The sequence below is a fragment of the Pseudomonas rustica genome, from assembly GCF_018336155.1.
GTDB classification, from domain to species: Bacteria; Pseudomonadota; Gammaproteobacteria; order Pseudomonadales; family Pseudomonadaceae; genus Aquipseudomonas; species Aquipseudomonas rustica.
In genome coordinates this window covers 232,412-249,566 of the sequence record NZ_JAGYHF010000007.1, presented here as the reverse complement: position 1 = coordinate 249,566, position 17,155 = coordinate 232,412, and the positions used below count along the sequence as shown (strand labels likewise).

Sequence of the window (17,155 nt, the reverse complement as noted above, 5' to 3'; positions counted from 1 at the left end):
ACGAAAAAGAACAGAGGAAAGCGACATGTCTGACAAGCCTGGTTACCGTCGTCCGCAGGAAGGCACTCAGCCTGAGTACCTGCACCCGACCTATCAATCCACCAACCTGCGCTCGCCGTCGAAGCCGTTGGTGTTTCTGCCGCATTCGCTGTCGGAAATCACCGGGCCGACCATCGGCGCCGAGCGCGTGGGCGACACCGATAACGACCTGACCGCCCAGCATGCAGGCGAGCCACAGGGCGAGCGCATCATCATTCACGGCCGCGTGCTCGACGAAAACGGTCTGCCGGTGCCGGGGATTCTGGTGGAAATCTGGCAGGCCAACGCCGCTGGCCGCTATAACCACAAGCGCGACGTGCATGATGCGCCGCTCGACCCGAACTTCACCGGCACCGGCCGCACCGTGACCGACGCCGACGGCTGGTATCAGTTCCAGACCATCAAGCCTGGCGCCTATCCGTGGGGTAACCACCACAACGCCTGGCGTCCGGCGCACATTCACTTTTCGCTGTTCGGGCCGAGCATTCTTACGCGCCTGGTTACGCAAATGTATTTCCCGGGTGACCCGCTGCTGGCCTACGACCCGATCTACAACTGCGTGCCGGACACTTCGGCCAAGGAACGCCTGATCGCCAGTTTCGATCTGGAAAAAACCATTCCGTCCTACGCCCTCGGTTATCGCTGGGACATCGTGCTGCGCGGGCGTGAAGCCACGCCGATGGAGAAATAAGATGACGCTGACTGCGACCACGTCCCACACCGTCGGGCCGTATTACCACATCGGCCTGACCTGGCTGAACCGCGAAGACCTCACCGTCGAACAAACCCTCGGCGAGCGCGTGGCGATCACCGGGCAAGTGGTGGATGGCAAAGGCGATGTCGTCAACGACGCCATGCTTGAAGTCTGGCAGGCGAACGCTGCCGGCAAGTACGACCACCCGGAAGACGAGCAGGACAAAGCGCTCGACCCGAACTTCGAAGGCTTTGGCCGCGTGCCGGTGGATGCTGAAGGGCGGTTTCGCTTTACCACGATCAAACCGGGCACGGTTGAAGGGCTGAAGGGCTCGACACAGGCGCCGCATTTGGTGGTGCTGGTGTTTGCCCGTGGCTTGGTGAAGCATTTGCTGACGCGGATCTACTTTGAAGGCGAGCCGGCCAACGTTGATGATCCGTTGCTCGAATGTGTGCCGGCTGAACGCCGCGCGACCTTGCTGGCGAAGAAGGATGAATCGGGTGTTTACCAGTGGAATGTGATTTTGCAGGGCACTGATGCCGAGACGGTGTTCTTCGATTATTAAGATCAAAAGATCGCAGCCTGCGGCAGCTCCTACATGATCGTTCCCACGCTCTGCGTGGGAATGCCGCCATGGACGCTCCGCGTCCACCGTGACGCGGAGCGTCACCGGATGCGTTACCACGCAGAGCGTGGGAACGATCAACAGGGGAATGCAGACCCATGTAGGAGCTGCCGAAGGCTGCGATCTTTTGATGTTTCGCCTTGTGGAACGGGACTGTTGCAAAGTATGTCTAGACTCTCACTGTCCCTATCGAGTGAAAAACAATGACAACGACCACCTCCCATTACACCGGCGAAGAGCGCAGCAAGCGCATCTTTGCCATTGTCGGCGCCTCGTCCGGCAACCTTGTCGAATGGTTCGACTTCTACGTTTACGCCTTTTGCGCGATCTATTTCGCCCCGGCGTTTTTCCCCTCCGATAACCCGACGGTGCAACTGGTCAACACGGCTGGCGTGTTCGCTGCCGGCTTCCTGATGCGTCCGATCGGTGGCTGGATTTTCGGCCGGATCGCTTACAAGCATGGGCGCAAGAAATCCATGCTCATCTCGATTCTGATGATGTGCTTCGGCTCGTTGCTGATCGCTTGCCTGCCGACCTACAACAGCATTGGCGTCTGGGCGCCGATCCTGTTGCTGTTCGCGCGTTTGCTGCAAGGCCTGTCGGTCGGCGGTGAATACGGCGCCACCGCGACCTACATGAGCGAAGTCGCGCTCAAGGGCCAGCGCGGATTTTTCGCCTCGTTCCAGTACGTGACCTTGATCGGCGGGCAACTGCTGGCGGTGTCGCTGGTGGTGATCCTGCAACAGTTCCTCACCGAAGAAGACCTGCGTGCTTACGGCTGGCGGATTCCGTTTGTTGTGGGTGCAGTTGCGGCGGTGATTTCGCTGTTCCTGCGTCGCTCGCTGAAAGAAACCACCAACAAGGAAACCCGCGAACACAAAGACGCCGGCAGCATCCGCGCGCTGTTCCGCGATCACAAAGCCGCGTTCATCACCGTGCTCGGTTACACCGCCGGTGGCTCGCTGATTTTCTACACCTTCACCACGTACATGCAGAAATATCTGGTGAACACCGCCGGCATGCACGCCAAGACCGCCAGCTACATCATGACCGGCGCGCTGTTCCTGTATATGTGCATGCAGCCGCTGTTCGGCATGCTCGCCGACAAGATCGGCCGACGTAATTCGATGCTCTGGTTCGGCGCGCTCGGTACGCTGTTCACCGTGCCGATTCTGTTGAGCCTGAAGAGCGTCAGCAGTCCGTTTCTGGCGTTTGTGTTGATCACCGTTGCGCTGGCGATCGTCAGTTTCTACACCTCGATCAGCGGTCTGGTGAAAGCCGAAATGTTCCCGCCGGAAGTCCGCGCCCTCGGCGTTGGTCTGGCGTACGCGGTGGCGAATGCGATCTTCGGCGGTTCGGCGGAATTCGTCGCGCTGAGCCTGAAGAACATCGGCATGGAAAACTCCTTCTACTGGTACGTGACGGCGATGATGGCGATCGCGTTCCTGTTCAGTCTGCGCTTGCCGAAACAAGCGGCGTATTTGCACCACGATCTCTAACCCGATGCGCGCGGGCCGTGATGGCCCGCGCCGGCAAGGATTTTTATGACTCAGCGACCGGGCAATCAATTGTTCGATGCCTACTTCACTGCCCGCGATATGCGTGAGGTGTTCTGCGATCAGGGCCGCGTGCAGGCGATGCTCGACTTCGAAGCGGCGCTGGCCCGGGCCGAGGCGCGGGTCGGCTTGATTCCGTCCACTGCGGTGGCGCCGATTGCGGCGGCGTGCAGCGCCGGTCTGTATGACTTCGCAGCACTGGGCGAGGCGATTGCCACGGCCGGCAATTCGGCGATTCCGCTGGTCAAAGCGTTGGGCAAACAGATTGCCGCGACCGATGCAGAAGCCGAGCGTTATGTGCATTTGGGCGCGACCAGTCAGGACGTGATGGATTCCGGGCTGGTACTGCAATTGCGTCAGGCGCTGGAATTGATTGAAAGTGATCTGGCGCAATTGGCCGATTCCCTCGCCACTCAAGCGCAACGTCATGCAGCGACGCCGCTGGCCGGACGTACCTGGCTGCAACATGCGACGCCGGTTACCCTCGGCATGAAAATCGCCGGATGGCTGGGGGCCGTGACTCGCAGCCGTCAGCGTCTGCGCGAACTCAAACCGCGTCTGCTGGTGCTGCAATTTGGCGGCGCCTCGGGGACGCTCGCGGCGTTGGGTGAGCAGGCGATGCCGATTGCCGAAGCGCTGGCCGGAGAACTGCAACTGACCTTGCCGGAACAACCGTGGCATACCCAGCGCGATCGCGTGGTGGAGTTCGGTGCGGTGCTCGGTTTGATCGCCGGCAGCCTCGGCAAATTCGGCCGCGACATCAGCCTGTTGATGCAGACCGAAGCCGCTGAGGTTTTCGAGCCTTCAGCGCCGGGCAAGGGCGGTTCGTCGACCATGCCGCACAAACGCAATCCGGTTGGCGCAGCGGTGTTGATCGGTGCGGCGACGCGTGTGCCGGGTCTGGTCTCGACGCTGTTCAGCGCAATGCCGCAGGAGCACGAACGCAGCCTCGGTTTGTGGCATGCCGAGTGGGAAACCTTGCCGGAAATCTGCTGCCTGGTTTCCGGTTCGCTGCAACAGGCGAAATTGCTCGCTGAGGGTCTGGAAGTCGACGCTGAGCGCATGGCGCGCAATCTCGAACTGACCCAAGGGCTGGTGCTGGCCGAAGCGGTGAGCATCGTCCTCGCGCAACGGGTCGGCCGCGACACCGCGCATCATCTGCTCGAACAATGCTGCAAGCGCGCGGTGGCCGAGCAGCGTCATTTGCGCGCCGTACTCGGTGACGAACCGCAAGTCACCGCCGAATTGAGCAGTGCTGAACTCGATCATCTTTTGAACCCCGCCCATTACCTCGGTCAGGCGAAAACCTGGGTCGAGCGTGCGGTGGCCGAACACAACGCATTGTCTGTCTGAAAGGAGAGGGCTGTGGCTTTCGTTCAACTCGCCGATGGCGAACTGCACTATCAAATAGAAGGCCCGGTCGATGCGCCGGTGCTGGTGCTGTCCAACTCGTTGGGCACTGATCTGCACATGTGGGACGCGCAGATGCCGGCGTTCACCGAGCATTTCCGCGTGCTGCGTTTCGACACCCGTGGTCACGGCAAATCACTGGTTACGCCGGGGCCGTACAGCATCGAGCAACTCGGTCACGACGTACTCGGTTTGCTGGATGCGTTGCACATTGATCGCGCGCATTTCTGCGGACTGTCGATGGGCGGCCTGATCGGCCAGTGGCTGGGGATCAATGCCGGGCATCGTCTGCACAAACTGATCGTCTGCAACACGGCAGCCAAAATCGGTGATCCATCGGTGTGGAATCCGCGTATCGAAACCGTGCTGCGTGACGGCGCGGCGGCGATGGTTGCTCTGCGCGATGCATCGATTGCTCGCTGGTTTACCCCGGATTTTTCCGCTGCACATCCGGCCGCAGCCAAGCAGATTACCGACATGCTCGCGGCGACTTCGCCTGAAGGGTATGCGGCCAATTGCGCGGCGGTGCGTGATGCCGATTTCCGCGAGCAACTGGCTTCGATCAACGTGCCGTTGCTGGTGATTGCCGGCACCGAAGATGCGGTGACGCCGCCGGCCGGTGGGCATTTCATTCAGGAGCATGTACGCGGTGCCGAGTACGCCGAGTTCTATGCGGCGCACCTGTCGAACGTGCAGGCCGGTGCTGATTTCAGTGATCGCGTATTGGCGTTTCTAAACGCCTGACAAGGGGATTTTCGTGGACGAGAAACAACGTTACGACGACGGCATGCAAGTGCGCCGCGCGGTGTTGGGCGATGCGCACGTCGATCGCAGCCTGACCACGCTGACCGAGTTCAACTCGGAATTTCAGGAGATGATCACCCGGCATGCCTGGGGCGATATCTGGACGCGTCCGGGCTTGCCTCGGCACACGCGCAGTTTGATTACCATCGCCATGCTGATCGGCATGAACCGCGAAGGCGAGCTGAAACTGCATTTGCGCGCGGCGGCGAATAATGGCGTGAGCCGCGGCGAGATCAAGGAAGTGATCATGCAGAGCGCGATTTACTGCGGGATTCCGGCGGCGAATGCGACGTTTCATTTGGCGGAATCGGTGTGGGATGAGCTAGGGGTTGAATCCCGGGAATAGTCGTTGACCGGGCTGACGCCTTCGCGAGCAAGCCCGCTCCCACATTTGGAATGCATTTCAACTGTGGGAGCGGGCTTGCTCGCGAAGGCGATAGTCGCCCGAATGAAGTCAAACCCTGGCAACAATAAATATCCGCTTGAACGCAAACAACGTATGCCCGTCCGCCTCCTGCGGATACTGCGCGTGCACCCGCATCAGATAGTGATAAATAAACCGCGCCTGCTCCGCTGAATCCAGCGCCTGCATCACCGGCCGCAGCGCCGACACTTTCACCCAGTCATACACCGGCGATTTGCCGTCGACCACCTGCAACTGCTCGGTCTCCCAGATATCCAGCGACGTGGTCAGCGGCGCCAGCAAACGGTAGTAATCCTCCAGCGCCAACAACGGCCGCGCCGCCATACGCTGGCGCAGTTCCGGCGTGCCCAATGGCGTGCCGCCGATACCGCCGTCATCGAGGGTTTCCAGCATCAGCCGATACCACAACGCATCGCGCCAGTCCGGCATATGCGCGGCCAGGCAGCCGCCGGCGTTGAGCTGGCCGAGCAGGCGCGGCAGCAGCGTTTCATGACCATTAATAAAGTGCAGCACGGCAGCGGCAAACAGCAGATCCGCCGGTTGTTCAGGCTGCCAGTCAAGCAAGTCGCATTGTTGCCATGAGGCGTTGATCGGCAGGGCGCGTGCCTCGTCGAGCATTTGCGCTGAACTGTCGATGCCCAGCAAATGCGCCTGCGGCCAGCGCTCGGCCAACAACCGCGTGGCGATGCCGGTGCCGCAACCGAGGTCAACAATGTGTTTGGGGTTGTGTTGGTCGACACGGTCGAGCAATTCATTGACCGGGCGTTGCCTGAGGCGGGAAAACTGCTGGTACGCCTTGGCGTTCCAGTCAGGTGCTGCTTCTTTGAGTCGGGTGATCATGAGGTCGTCCTCTGGTGATCAACAGTGTCTTCCGATGACAGCCTGGCTCAAGTCTTTAGGGGACCAACATCAACAGATAACGGAAGTGGGAAGGGGCGTACACCTGAGTCCTTCAGGTTTTTTAACTTTACCTGCCGGCCGGCAAATCACCACTCATCCAGACCAATGGCACAAATCCCTGTAGGAGCTGCCGAAGGCTGCGATCTTTTGATTTTGTTTTTTAAGATCAAAGTCAAAAGATCGCAGCCTGCGGCAGCTCCTACAGGGTGGATTTGTGTTTAGAGGAGGCTGATCGGGTAACTGACAATCAAACGATTCTCGTCGAATTCGTTATTGCTGAAATCCCGGCGCATGGTCGAGTTGCGCCATCTGACGTTGAGATCCTTGAGCGTGCCGCTCTGCACGGTGTAGCCCAGTTCCGATTCGCGGCCCCATTCCTTGCCGTCAGTGATGGTGCCGGTGTGTACGTTGTCGCCGCTGATGTAACGGTTCATCAGGGTCAGGCCGGGCACGCCCAACGCGGCGAAGTTGTAGTCGTGGCGCAGCTGCCACGAGCGTTCCTGCGCGTTGTCATAACTGGCGTTGTAACTGTCGTTGGCCAGCGTGCCGCCGCTGGTGCCGTTGACGCGCATCCATGCGCTGTCGCCGGTGAGTTTTTGCAGGCCGACGTAGAAAGTGTTGCCGCCGTATCGGGCCGAGAACATCCCCGACCAGGTCTTGTTGTCGAGATCGCCGGCGCGCGCGCTGCCGTCGTCCTTGCCGTAGAAGAAACCGAGGTTGGCGCCCAGCGTCCAGTCGCCCAGCGGTTGGCTGTGGGTCAGGTTGACGTATTGCTGGCTGTAGATGTCCTTGAGTTCAGCGTTCCACAAGCCGATCTGTGTGCGTTTTTCGTTGAACACATATTCGCCGCCCTGAAAGTTGAATCGATCCGAGGTGAACGCCGCTTTGCCGGTCATCGACATGTCGCTCATGCTGCTGTCGTCGCGCGGGCTGTTGGCGCGGAACTGGCCGCCGTAGAGGGTCAGGCCGTCGATTTCTTTCGAGGTGATCTGGCCGCCACGAAAAGTTTGCGGCAGCGAGCGACCGTCGTCCGAACGCAGGATCGGCAGCAGTGGCATCCATTCGCCGACCTTCACTTCGGTCTGGGAAAATTTCGCCTTGAACGCGACGTTGGTGCGCCCGAAGCTATCCGCCGGGCGCCCGTCGTGATCCAGCGGCAACAACTGCGTTCCGCCCGTGCCTTTGCCGCCATCGAGTTTCAACGAATACAAACCCAGCACGTCCATGCCGAAGCCGACGGTGCCTTGGGTGAAGCCGGATTTGGCGTCGAGGATGAAGTTCTGCGTCCACTCTTCAGCCTTGCCCTGCGCCTTGGTCGGGTTGGTGAAGTTGCGGTTGATGTAGAAGTTGCGCAGGTTGAGGTTGACCTTGGCCCCTTCAATAAACCCCGCTTCTTCAGCCGCGACGGGGAGGGCGGCACCCGCCAGGGCCAGGGCGATCAGGCCGGGAAATGCGTAGGGCGCAGGGGAGGTAGTCATAGCTGGGTCTCTCTTGTTTTTTTGAGGCAAACGGAATGCGCTGCGGCCGTTTTGATGGCGCAGAAATGCGATGGATTCAGGGGGTGAGGCGGCGGCGATCAGCCGGACGGAGCAGAGCGTGGGAGCATGTGGCGAACCTGTTGTTATTGGTTTTGTGGCTCGAATGGTGCGGGGGGCGGTGGTGGGGATTCAATCGGGAGAAGCGGGTTTTGGGCGATTATCGAACGCAAGATTGGGCCGGTTTTTTTGGGTGAATGTGAGGGCCTCTTCGCGAGCAAGCCCGCTCCCACATTTGGAATGCGTTCCCCTGTGGGAGCGGGCTTGCTCGCGAAGGGGCCAGTTCAGGCAATACAACTTTATGGCAGGCAACAAAAAGCCCACCAATCGGTGGGCTTCTTGTGTTCAGCAGATGATCAGAACAATCTCATCTTCGGCGCTTCTTCTTTCACCGGCTCGTTCTTCGCGGTTTGCGAGTTCCAGCCGCCACCCAAAGCCTTGTACAGGTTGACCGCACTGGTCAGCTGCGCGAGGCGGTCGGTGATCAGCGCTTGTTGCGCGCTGAACAGCTGACGCTGGGCATCGAGGAAGGTCAGGTTGCTGTCGACACCGATGCGGTAACGACGCTCGGCCAGGCGGTAGTAATCCTGGTTGGCCTGAACGAAGTCACGCTGCGCTTGCAGCTGTTCGGTGTAGGTCTGGCGGGCGGCCAGGCCGTCGGCGACTTCCTGGAAGGCGGTTTGAATCGACTTCTCATAATTCGCCACGCCAATGTCTTTCTGGATCTTGGCGTAGTCGAGGCTGGCGCGCAGGCTGCCGGCGTTGAAGATCGGCAGGTTGATCTGCGGCGAGAACAGCCACGTCCCCGAACCACCCTTGAACAGACCGGACAGATCCGGGCTCAGGGTGCCCGCGTTGGCGGTCAGGCTGATGCTCGGGAAGAACGCTGCACGGGCCGCGCCGATGTTGGCGTTGGCCGCTTTCAGGTTGTGCTCGGCTTGCAGAATGTCCGGACGACGTTGCAGCAGATCCGATGGCAGACCCGGCGGTACGTCGCTGAGCAGATCATCCGACAGCGGTTTGGCCGCTTGCAGGTTGGCCGGGATACCGGTGCCGAGCAGCAGGGTCAGGCTGTTTTCGTCCTGAGCGACCTGGCGGGTGTAGCGCGCCAGTTGTGCACGGGCGTTTTCCACCGAGGTACGCGACTGCGCCAGATCCAGTGCCGAAGCGACACCGACTTCGTTGCTGCGGCTGGTCAGCTTGTAGCTTTCTTCAAAGGCACCGAGGGTGTCCTGGGTCAGCTTGAGCAGTTCCTTGTCCGCTTGCCAGGTCAGGTAAGCATTGGCGACGCTGGCGACCAGACTGATCTGGGTGCTGCGGCGCGCTTCTTCCGTGGCGAAGTATTGTTGCAGCGCTTGTTCGCTCAGGCTGCGAACGCGACCGAACAGGTCGAGTTCGTAGGCGCTGATGCCGACAGTGGCCGAGTACGAGCTGCTGATCATCGACTCGCCGGTCTGCGAAGCGCGTTCCGGAAGACGTTGACGGCTGCCGGAACCATTGGCCGAAATCGCCGGGTACAAGTCAGCACGCTGAATGCGGTATTGAGCCGCGTAAGCGTCGATGTTCAGTGCCGCGACACGCAGGTCACGGTTGTTTTCCAGCGACACCTGGATCAGCTGTTGCAGGGCAGGGTCGTGGAAAAACTGCTTCCAGCCCTGCTCGGCAGCGGCTTGCGCCGGTGCCTGGGCCGGCGAGTACGCCGGCCCTTGCGGGTACTGGCCTGCGACCGGAGCCTCAGGCTGCTGATAATCAGGTATCAGCGAGCAACCGCTCAGTACGAAGGCGGCGACTGCGATGGAGAGTAGCGACTTGCTCATTGGCCAGCCTCTTTAGGAGTTTCTTTAGCTTCGTCATCTGGATCGGCGATTTTACGCTGGCCGATGGACGAAACCGTAACGAAGAACAGTGGAACCCAGAAGACCGCCAGGATCGTGGCTGTGAGCATACCGCCAATTACGCCGGTACCGATCGCGTGTTGGCTGCCCGAACCGGCACCGGTGGAGATCGCCAACGGTACAACACCGAGGACGAAGGCCAGCGACGTCATGATGATCGGTCGCAGACGCATGCGGCAGGCTTCGATCGCCGCATCACGCAGGCTACGCCCTTGTTCATGCAGTTCCTTGGCGAACTCGACGATCAGAATGGCGTTTTTAGCCGCCAGACCAATGGTCGTCAACAGACCCACCTGGAAGTACACGTCGTTGGACAGACCGCGCAGGCTGGTGGCCAGCAGCGCGCCGATGATCCCCAGCGGCACCACGAGCATAACGGCGATCGGAATCGACCAGCTCTCGTACAGCGCCGCCAGACACAGGAACACCATCAGCAGCGACAGGGCGTACAGCGCCGGCGCTTGCGAACCCGACAGACGTTCTTCATATGACAGACCGGTCCAGGAGATACCGACACCCGCCGGCAGCTTCTTGGCAATCGCTTCGACTTCGGCCATCGCATCACCGGTGGAGTAACCCGGCGCCGGAGAACCGAGGATCTCCATCGCTTCTACACCGTTGTAACGCGCCAGTTTCGGCGAACCATAGATCCACTCGCCCTTGGCGAATGCGGAGAACGGCACCATGGTCCCGGCGCTGTTGCGCACGTACCATTTCTTCATGTCTTCGGGGCTCATGCGAGCACCGGCCTGACCTTGCACGTACACCTTCTTCACCCGACCACGGTCGATGAAGTCGTTGACGTAGCTACTACCGAAGGAAATCGACAGGGTGCTGTTGATGTCGGAAATGCTCACACCCAAGGCGCGGGCTTTCTCGTCATCAATTTCCAGGTGGTATTGCGGCTCGTCGTTCAGGCCGTTCGGACGTACCTGGTAGAGCACCTTGCTCTGCGCGGCCAGACCGAGGAACTGGTTACGCGCTTCCATCAACTTGTCGTGACCGATACCGGCACGGTCTTGCAGGAACACGTCGAAACCGGTGGCGTTACCCAACTCCAGTACCGCTGGCGGGGCGAAAGCAAACACCATCGCGTCGCGGAAGGTGAAGAAGTGCTGCTGCGCACGCTGGGCGAGGGCAAACACGCTGTTGCTGGCGTCACGCTCGTCCCACGGTTTAAGCATGATGAACGCCAGACCCGAGCTCTGCCCACGACCGGCGAAGTTGAAGCCGTTCACGGTGAACACCGAGGCCACCGCACCGGACTCTTTCTCCAGCAGGTAGGAACGCATTTCGTCGATGACGACTTGGGTACGTTCAGCACTGGAACCGGCCGGGGTTTGCACCTGAGCGAACAGTACGCCTTGGTCTTCTTCCGGCAGGAACGCGGTCGGAATGCGCGTGAACAGCCAGATCATGCCAACCACGATCAGCAGATACGCCAGCAGATACGGGGCTTTGCGCGACAGCATGTTGCCAACGCCGCGCTCGTAGCTGCGAACGCCACGGTCGAAGTTACGGTTGAACCAGCCGAAGAAGCCTTTTTTCGGTGTGCCGTGCTCGCCTTTCGGAATCGCCTTGAGCATGGTGGCGCAGAGCGCCGGGGTGAAGATCAGCGCAACCAATACCGACAGGGCCATGGCCGAGACGATGGTGATCGAGAACTGCTTGTAGATCACACCGGTGGAGCCGCTGAAGAACGCCATCGGCAGCAGTACCGCCGACAGCACCAGCGCAATACCGACCAGTGCGCCCTGGATCTGGCCCATGGACTTTTTGGTCGCTTCCTTCGGTGACAAGCCTTCTTCGCTCATCACCCGCTCGACGTTTTCCACCACAACGATGGCATCGTCCACCAGCAAGCCGATGGCCAACACCATACCGAACATGGTCAGGGTGTTGATGCTGAAACCGAACGCCGCGAGGATGCCGAAAGTACCGAGCAATACTACCGGCACGGTCATCGTGGTGATGACGGTGGCGCGGAAGTTTTGCAGGAACAGGAACATCACCAGGAACACCAGCACGATCGCTTCGACCAGGGTTTCAACCACACCCTTGATCGATTCGGTCACCACCGGAGTGGTGTCGTACGGGAATACCACTTCCATGCCTTCCGGGAAGAATGGCTTGAGCTCGTCAATCGTCTTGCGCAGGGCTTTGGCGGTGTCGAGGGCGTTGGCGCCGTTGGCCAGTTTCACCGCCAGACCGGACGACGGCTTGCCGTTGAACTGAGCCGAAATGGTCGAGTTTTCGCCACCCAGACCGACATCGGCGACGTCACCAATGCGAACTTGCGAACCGTCCTGATTGACCTTCAGCAGAATCGCCTTGAACTGCTCGGCAGTCTGCAGACGGGTCTTGCCGATGATCGTGGCGTTCAGTTGCTGGCCAGGCAGCGCCGGCAAACCGCCGAGCTGACCGGAGGAGACCTGGACGTTCTGCGCCGAGATCGCGGAGCTGACGTCGGCCGGGGTCAGGTTGAATTTGTTCAACTTGGCCGGGTCGAGCCAGATGCGCATCGCGTACTGGGCACCGAAGACCTGGAAGTCACCCACACCGGCGGTCCGCGAAATCGGATCCTGCATGTTCGACACGATGTAGTTGGACAAGTCGTCCTTGGTCATGCTGCCGTCACGCGATACCACGCCGATCACCAAGAGGAAGTTTTTCACTGCCTTGGTCACACGGATACCTTGTTGCTGCACTTCCTGCGGCAACAGCGGGGTGGCCAGGTTCAGCTTGTTCTGGACCTGAACCTGCGCGGTGTCGGAGTTGGTGCCTTGCTCGAAGGTCGCGGTGATGGTCATGCTGCCGTCGGAGTTACTTTCCGACGACACATAACGCAGGTTGTCGATACCGTTGAGCTGCTGCTCGATGACCTGAACCACGGTGTCCTGCACGGTTTGCGCCGAAGCGCCCGGGTAGGTCACGGAGATCGCAATGGCCGGTGGTGCAATGCTCGGGTACTGGTTGATCGGCAATTTCAGGATCGAAAGTGCCCCGACCAGCATGATCACCAGGGCAATTACCCAGGCGAAAATCGGACGGTCGATGAAGAATTTTGACATGAGTTACTCCCCTTTGCCGCCAGCGGCTTTGTCAGCAGGCTGAGCGGGGGCCGGGTTCTTTTTCGCTACGTTGGTGGCTTCGGTCGGGTTCACTTGCACGCCCGGACGAACGTATTGCAGGCCTTCGGTGATCAGACGATCGCCGGCTTTCAGGCCGTCTTCGATCAGCCACTGGCTGCCGACGGTGCGGCTGGCCTTGAGCTGACGCAGCTCGACCTTGTTGTCGGCGCCAACGACCAGTGCGGTCGGGGTGCCTTTGAGGTCGCGGGTCACGCCTTGTTGCGGTGCCAGAATCGCTGCAGCGTTAACACCGGCCTGCAATTGAGCACGGACGAACATGCCCGGCAGCAGGGTGTGATCCGGGTTCGGGAACACGGCGCGCAGGGTCACGGAACCGGTAGTCGGGTCGACCGACACTTCGGAGAATTCCAGCTTACCGTCGAGCTTGTACTGGCTGCCGTCTTCCAGGGTCAGTTTGACCGCTGCCGAGTTCTCGCCGGATTTTTGCAGGCGACCGCTTTCCAGCTCGCGGCGCAGTTCCAGCAATTCAACCGAAGACTGGGTCACGTCGACGTAAATCGGATCCAGCTGCTGGATCGTTGCCATGGCATCGGTCTGGCCATTGTTGACCAGCGCACCTTCGGTGACCGAAGAGCGACCGATACGGCCGGAGATCGGCGCGTAAACCTTGGTGTAACGCACGTTGATCTGCGCGCTCTGCAACGACGCTTCCGATTCCATGCGGTTGGACACGGCGGTGTCGTATTCCTGACGGCTGACGGCTTGTTCATCGACCAGTTGCTTGTAGCGATCAGAGATCGACTTGGTCGAACGCAGGTTGGCTTCGGCGCTTTTCAGGGTCGCTTCGTACACGGCTGGATCGATCTGATACAGCTGCTGGCCGGCTTTGACGTCGCCACCTTCCTTGAACAGACGCTTGAGAATGATGCCGTTGACCTGTGGTCGAACTTCGGCAACGCGGAACGCGCTGGTGCGGCCCGGCAGTTCCGAAGTGAGGGTAAAGGCTTGTGGTTGCAGGGTAACGACGCCGACCTGAGGGGGCGGAGCGGCCGGTGCCGCTTCTTCCTTTTTACATCCGCTGAGCAGCGATGCCAGGGCGACGGCAGTGACCAGAGCGGTAACAGCTGGCTTGAATTGCATGAAAATCCTCGGGTCAGGCGCGCAAAAAGCGCACAAGAAGTGTGGAAGGGTAAAAAAAGGGTACCGGGTGGATAAGTAGCTTGCTAAGGAATATACTTACGTTCATGGTTGTTTGTAAACACCTTGGCGTCGTACCCACCCTGTTACAAAAGTCGTCGCAAGGTAAGAAATTGTAGGCCGGGGAGCCGATCCGCGAGAGATCACCCCCTCTTTATTCAGCGGATATTCAGCCATCCCTGAAACATCCTGTTTGAGGTTTTACTGCCATGGTCCGTCGTACCAAAGAGGAAGCTCAGGAAACCCGCAACCAGATTCTGGAAGCGGCGGAGAAAGCCTTTTATGAAAGGGGCGTCGCTCGTACGACGCTGGCGGACATCGCGACCCTTGCCGGCGTCACGCGTGGCGCTATTTATTGGCATTTCAGCAATAAAGCCGACCTGCTTCAGGCCATGCTCGACACCCTGCACGAAACGCTGGATGAGCTGGCCAAGGCCAGCGAGAGCGAGGACGAACTCGATCCGCTGGGCTGCATGCGCAAGCTGTTGATTCATTTGTTTCATCAAATTGCACTGGACCCGAAAACCCGGCGTATTAACGAAATTCTGTTTCATAAGTGCGAATTCACCGATGAAATGTGCGATTTGCGCCAGCAGCGCCGGTCGGCCAGCCTCGAATGCAATGATCGCATCGGGCTGACCCTGCGTAATGCGGTGAATCGCGGCCAGTTGCCGGAAGATCTCGACACTGCCCGCGCGGCCATCAGCATTCATGCCTATATTGATGGCCTCCTGTACGGATGGCTTCTGGCACCGGACAGCTTTGAACTGCATGCCGAGGCCGAGCGTTGGGTCGATACAGGGTTGGATATGCTGCGCCTGAGCCCCAGCCTGCGCAAATGAAACAAATGCTCAACTGGTACAGCTTATGTCAATTGGCGCGGGTGAAAACGCTGATTTCCACCCGAGCTCTTCAAAAACAGCCTGCTTTTATATACGCACAAGCGGCGGGTTGATAGGTCGCCCGTTACGAATTTTGTAGGGAAATTGTTTCGCAGGTGTTACCCCTAAGGAACGTCGGTTGTCAGACCGAACAAATTTTCCGGCCGCTTACGATGTTTTTTCGATGACAAGCTCTCATTAAGGTAATCGTTTAACTGATGTTGATTGCGATACTGTAGCTGTAAGGCGCGACAGCTTGCTCGTGAATGATGCGAGCATTGAAATTCAAATGTGAATTGGCTGAGGGGCGGATGTTCAGATTGCGAAAAGGCACCGTCTTCTGATTGAAGCCAAAGGTGTCATATTCAAGCTTTAGTTTTAGCAGTGTCGAGAACTCGAAGCTTTCATGTTCGCTTTTAAAGCAAAACGTATGCTCCGCCTGGGTGGAACGCGCCGATTTTCCGCCCTCCCGTTTAGGTGTCTCGCTGCTTAGTATAAAAGACGTGTACTGCCATGGCTTGATTTTGCAGTCTTCCATGGTTTCCTGGCTGATATCCCAACTACCAGAAACCAGATTAAAGGTTCGATAGCTGCCATTGTAGATATACACGATGATGCTTGTGTAGTCCTTGATGCGGCTGATCGATTTCCAGTCCTTAGCCTCCTGTTGCTGCGTCTGTTGAGTGAGAACTTCAAATTTTTTAAAGATCTCGTTATGTTCCTGGATAATGCCTGAAACGTCTTTTGCAGCATCAGAAACGTATGAGAAGTTTGGAAGGGAAAGAAAGAACTCACCAATACTTTGAATAAGGTCGGGAGAAGCATTTTTATTTACGAACGTCGAGGTTTCGGTAATTGTTTCTTCGTGATTGTCGGTCATCAAGTAGTGCTCTAATAGTTGAATGAGCTGATGAAAATAACAGAGATTTTTTTTGTGGGCGCGAAAGCAATGTAATGGGGCGTTTCATTGCTGAGTCAGGCAGATATAAAAAAGCCCCGGCTCTGGCGAGTCGGGGCTTTGTGTTTCTAATATGTAACTTACAAAGTTGGATAGTCGATGTAACCAACCGGCCCCTTAGCGTAGAACAACTCCGGACGCGCTTCATTCAACGGCGCATCAGCCTGCAAACGCGCCGGCAGATCCGGGTTGGCAATAAACGGCACGCCAAACGCCACAGCGTCAGCCTTGCCACTCGCCAGCCACGCGTTGGCGCTGTCCTTGGTGAAGCGTTCGTTGGCGATGTACGGGCCACCGAAAGCTTCTTTCAGTTGCGGGCCGAGGCTGTCGGTGCCTTCTTTCTCACGGGAGCAGATGAACGCGATACCGCGCTTGCCCAGCTCACGCGCGACGTAGGTGAAGGTTTCGGCGAGGTTGTCGTCGCCCATGTCATGGGAGTCGGCGCGCGGTGCCAGGTGCACACCGACGCGGCCAGCGCCCCAGACTTCGATCGCAGCGTCAGTCACTTCCAGCAGCAGGCGCGCGCGGTTTTCCAGGGAGCCGCCGTAGTTATCGGTGCGCTGGTTGGTGCTGCTTTGCAGGAACTGGTCGAGCAGGTAACCGTTGGCGCCGTGGATTTCCACGCCGTCAAAACCGGCGGCTTTGGCGTTCTCGGCACCGGTGCGGTAGGCGTCGACGATGTCGGCGATTTCAGCGGTTTCCAGTGCACGCGGGGTTGGGTAGTCGGCCAATGGGCGCACCAGGCTGACGTGACCTTTTGGCTGAATGGCGCTCGGGGCGACCGGCGCTTCACCATTGAGGTACGACGGGTGGGAGACGCGGCCGACGTGCCACAGTTGCAGGAAGATCTTGCCGCCAGCGCCGTGAATGGCTTTGGTCACATTGGACCAGCCGCGCACTTGGTCGTTGGACCAGATGCCCGGGGTGTCCGGGTAGCCCACACCCATTGGCGTTACCGAAGTGGCTTCGCTGAGGATCAGGCCGGCGGAAGCGCGCTGTACATAATATTCAGCCATCAGCGCGTTCGGTACGCGGCCTTCATCGGCGCGGCAGCGGGTCAGCGGGGCCATGATGATGCGGTTGGCCAGTTCGACGTCGCCGAGTTTGATGGGATCAAAAATAGTTGCCATGTCTACAACCCTCGT

General features: G+C 59.1%; 14 protein-coding genes. 7 read left to right on the top strand and 7 right to left on the bottom strand.

All coding sequences use genetic code 11. The features are described from left to right. The first annotated feature begins 25 nt into the window (after positions 1-25). The 6 genes from pcaH (at position 26) to pcaC (ending at position 5,474) form a co-directional block, all read left to right on the top strand. Positions 26-730, top strand: a complete 705-nt coding sequence (gene pcaH, locus KFS80_RS15710; protein WP_053117867.1) for a protocatechuate 3,4-dioxygenase subunit beta — start codon at positions 26-28, stop codon at positions 728-730. Between the two features lies 1 nt (position 731). Further along, a complete protein-coding gene (gene pcaG, locus KFS80_RS15705; protein WP_212545268.1) occupies positions 732-1,298 on the top strand; it encodes a protocatechuate 3,4-dioxygenase subunit alpha in 567 nt (188 codons plus the stop codon). A 263-nt stretch (positions 1,299-1,561) separates the two neighbouring features. Continuing rightward, positions 1,562-2,857: an MFS family transporter gene (locus KFS80_RS15700; RefSeq protein ID WP_212545267.1), complete on the top strand. Its 1,296-nt coding sequence runs from the start codon at positions 1,562-1,564 to the stop codon at positions 2,855-2,857. A 45-nt stretch (positions 2,858-2,902) separates the two neighbouring features. Beyond that, on the top strand, positions 2,903-4,267 hold the full coding sequence (locus tag KFS80_RS15695) for a 3-carboxy-cis,cis-muconate cycloisomerase (protein ID WP_212545266.1): 1,365 nt from the start codon (positions 2,903-2,905) through the stop codon (positions 4,265-4,267). Positions 4,268-4,279: 12 nt separating this feature from the next. Then, positions 4,280-5,068, top strand: a complete 789-nt coding sequence (gene pcaD / locus KFS80_RS15690) for a 3-oxoadipate enol-lactonase (RefSeq protein ID WP_212545265.1) — start codon at positions 4,280-4,282, stop codon at positions 5,066-5,068. A 13-nt stretch (positions 5,069-5,081) separates the two neighbouring features. After that, complete coding sequence (gene pcaC, locus KFS80_RS15685) at positions 5,082-5,474, top strand: 4-carboxymuconolactone decarboxylase (RefSeq protein ID WP_025110738.1); 393 nt, start codon at positions 5,082-5,084, stop codon at positions 5,472-5,474. A gap of 108 nt (positions 5,475-5,582) precedes the next feature. Here pcaC and KFS80_RS15680 read toward each other — a convergent pair whose 3' ends face one another. The 5 genes from KFS80_RS15680 to KFS80_RS15660 form a co-directional block, all read right to left on the bottom strand. Further along, a complete protein-coding gene (locus KFS80_RS15680) occupies positions 5,583-6,392 on the bottom strand; it encodes a methyltransferase domain-containing protein (RefSeq protein WP_212545264.1) in 810 nt (269 codons plus the stop codon). A gap of 278 nt (positions 6,393-6,670) precedes the next feature. Continuing rightward, positions 6,671-7,930, bottom strand: a complete 1,260-nt coding sequence (locus KFS80_RS15675) for an OprD family porin (RefSeq protein ID WP_212545263.1) — start codon at positions 7,928-7,930, stop codon at positions 6,671-6,673. Between the two features lie 413 nt (positions 7,931-8,343). Beyond that, on the bottom strand, positions 8,344-9,804 hold the full coding sequence (gene emhC, locus KFS80_RS15670; protein WP_053117884.1) for an efflux RND transporter outer membrane subunit EmhC: 1,461 nt from the start codon (positions 9,802-9,804) through the stop codon (positions 8,344-8,346). After that, a complete protein-coding gene (gene emhB, locus KFS80_RS15665) occupies positions 9,801-12,953 on the bottom strand; it encodes an efflux RND transporter permease subunit (protein WP_212545262.1) in 3,153 nt (1,050 codons plus the stop codon). The genes emhC and emhB overlap by 4 nt, the downstream gene beginning before the upstream one ends. Before the next feature lie 3 nt (positions 12,954-12,956). Continuing rightward, positions 12,957-14,114 (bottom strand): efflux RND transporter periplasmic adaptor subunit, encoded by a 1,158-nt coding sequence (locus tag KFS80_RS15660; protein WP_053117889.1) that lies wholly within the window; start codon positions 14,112-14,114, stop codon positions 12,957-12,959. A 266-nt stretch (positions 14,115-14,380) separates the two neighbouring features. On the opposite strand from KFS80_RS15660, the gene emhR reads away from it, so the two are divergent. Continuing rightward, complete coding sequence (emhR, locus tag KFS80_RS15655; RefSeq protein ID WP_159815374.1) at positions 14,381-15,013, top strand: efflux system transcriptional repressor EmhR; 633 nt, start codon at positions 14,381-14,383, stop codon at positions 15,011-15,013. A 250-nt stretch (positions 15,014-15,263) separates the two neighbouring features. Here the strand turns inward: emhR and KFS80_RS15650 are convergent, their stop codons facing one another. Both KFS80_RS15650 and KFS80_RS15645 read right to left on the bottom strand, forming a co-directional pair. After that, complete coding sequence (locus tag KFS80_RS15650; RefSeq protein WP_212545261.1) at positions 15,264-15,932, bottom strand: hypothetical protein; 669 nt, start codon at positions 15,930-15,932, stop codon at positions 15,264-15,266. Between the two features lie 158 nt (positions 15,933-16,090). Beyond that, positions 16,091-17,140 (bottom strand): alkene reductase, encoded by a 1,050-nt coding sequence (locus tag KFS80_RS15645; protein WP_212545260.1) that lies wholly within the window; start codon positions 17,138-17,140, stop codon positions 16,091-16,093. Between the last annotated feature and the right edge of the window lie 15 nt (positions 17,141-17,155).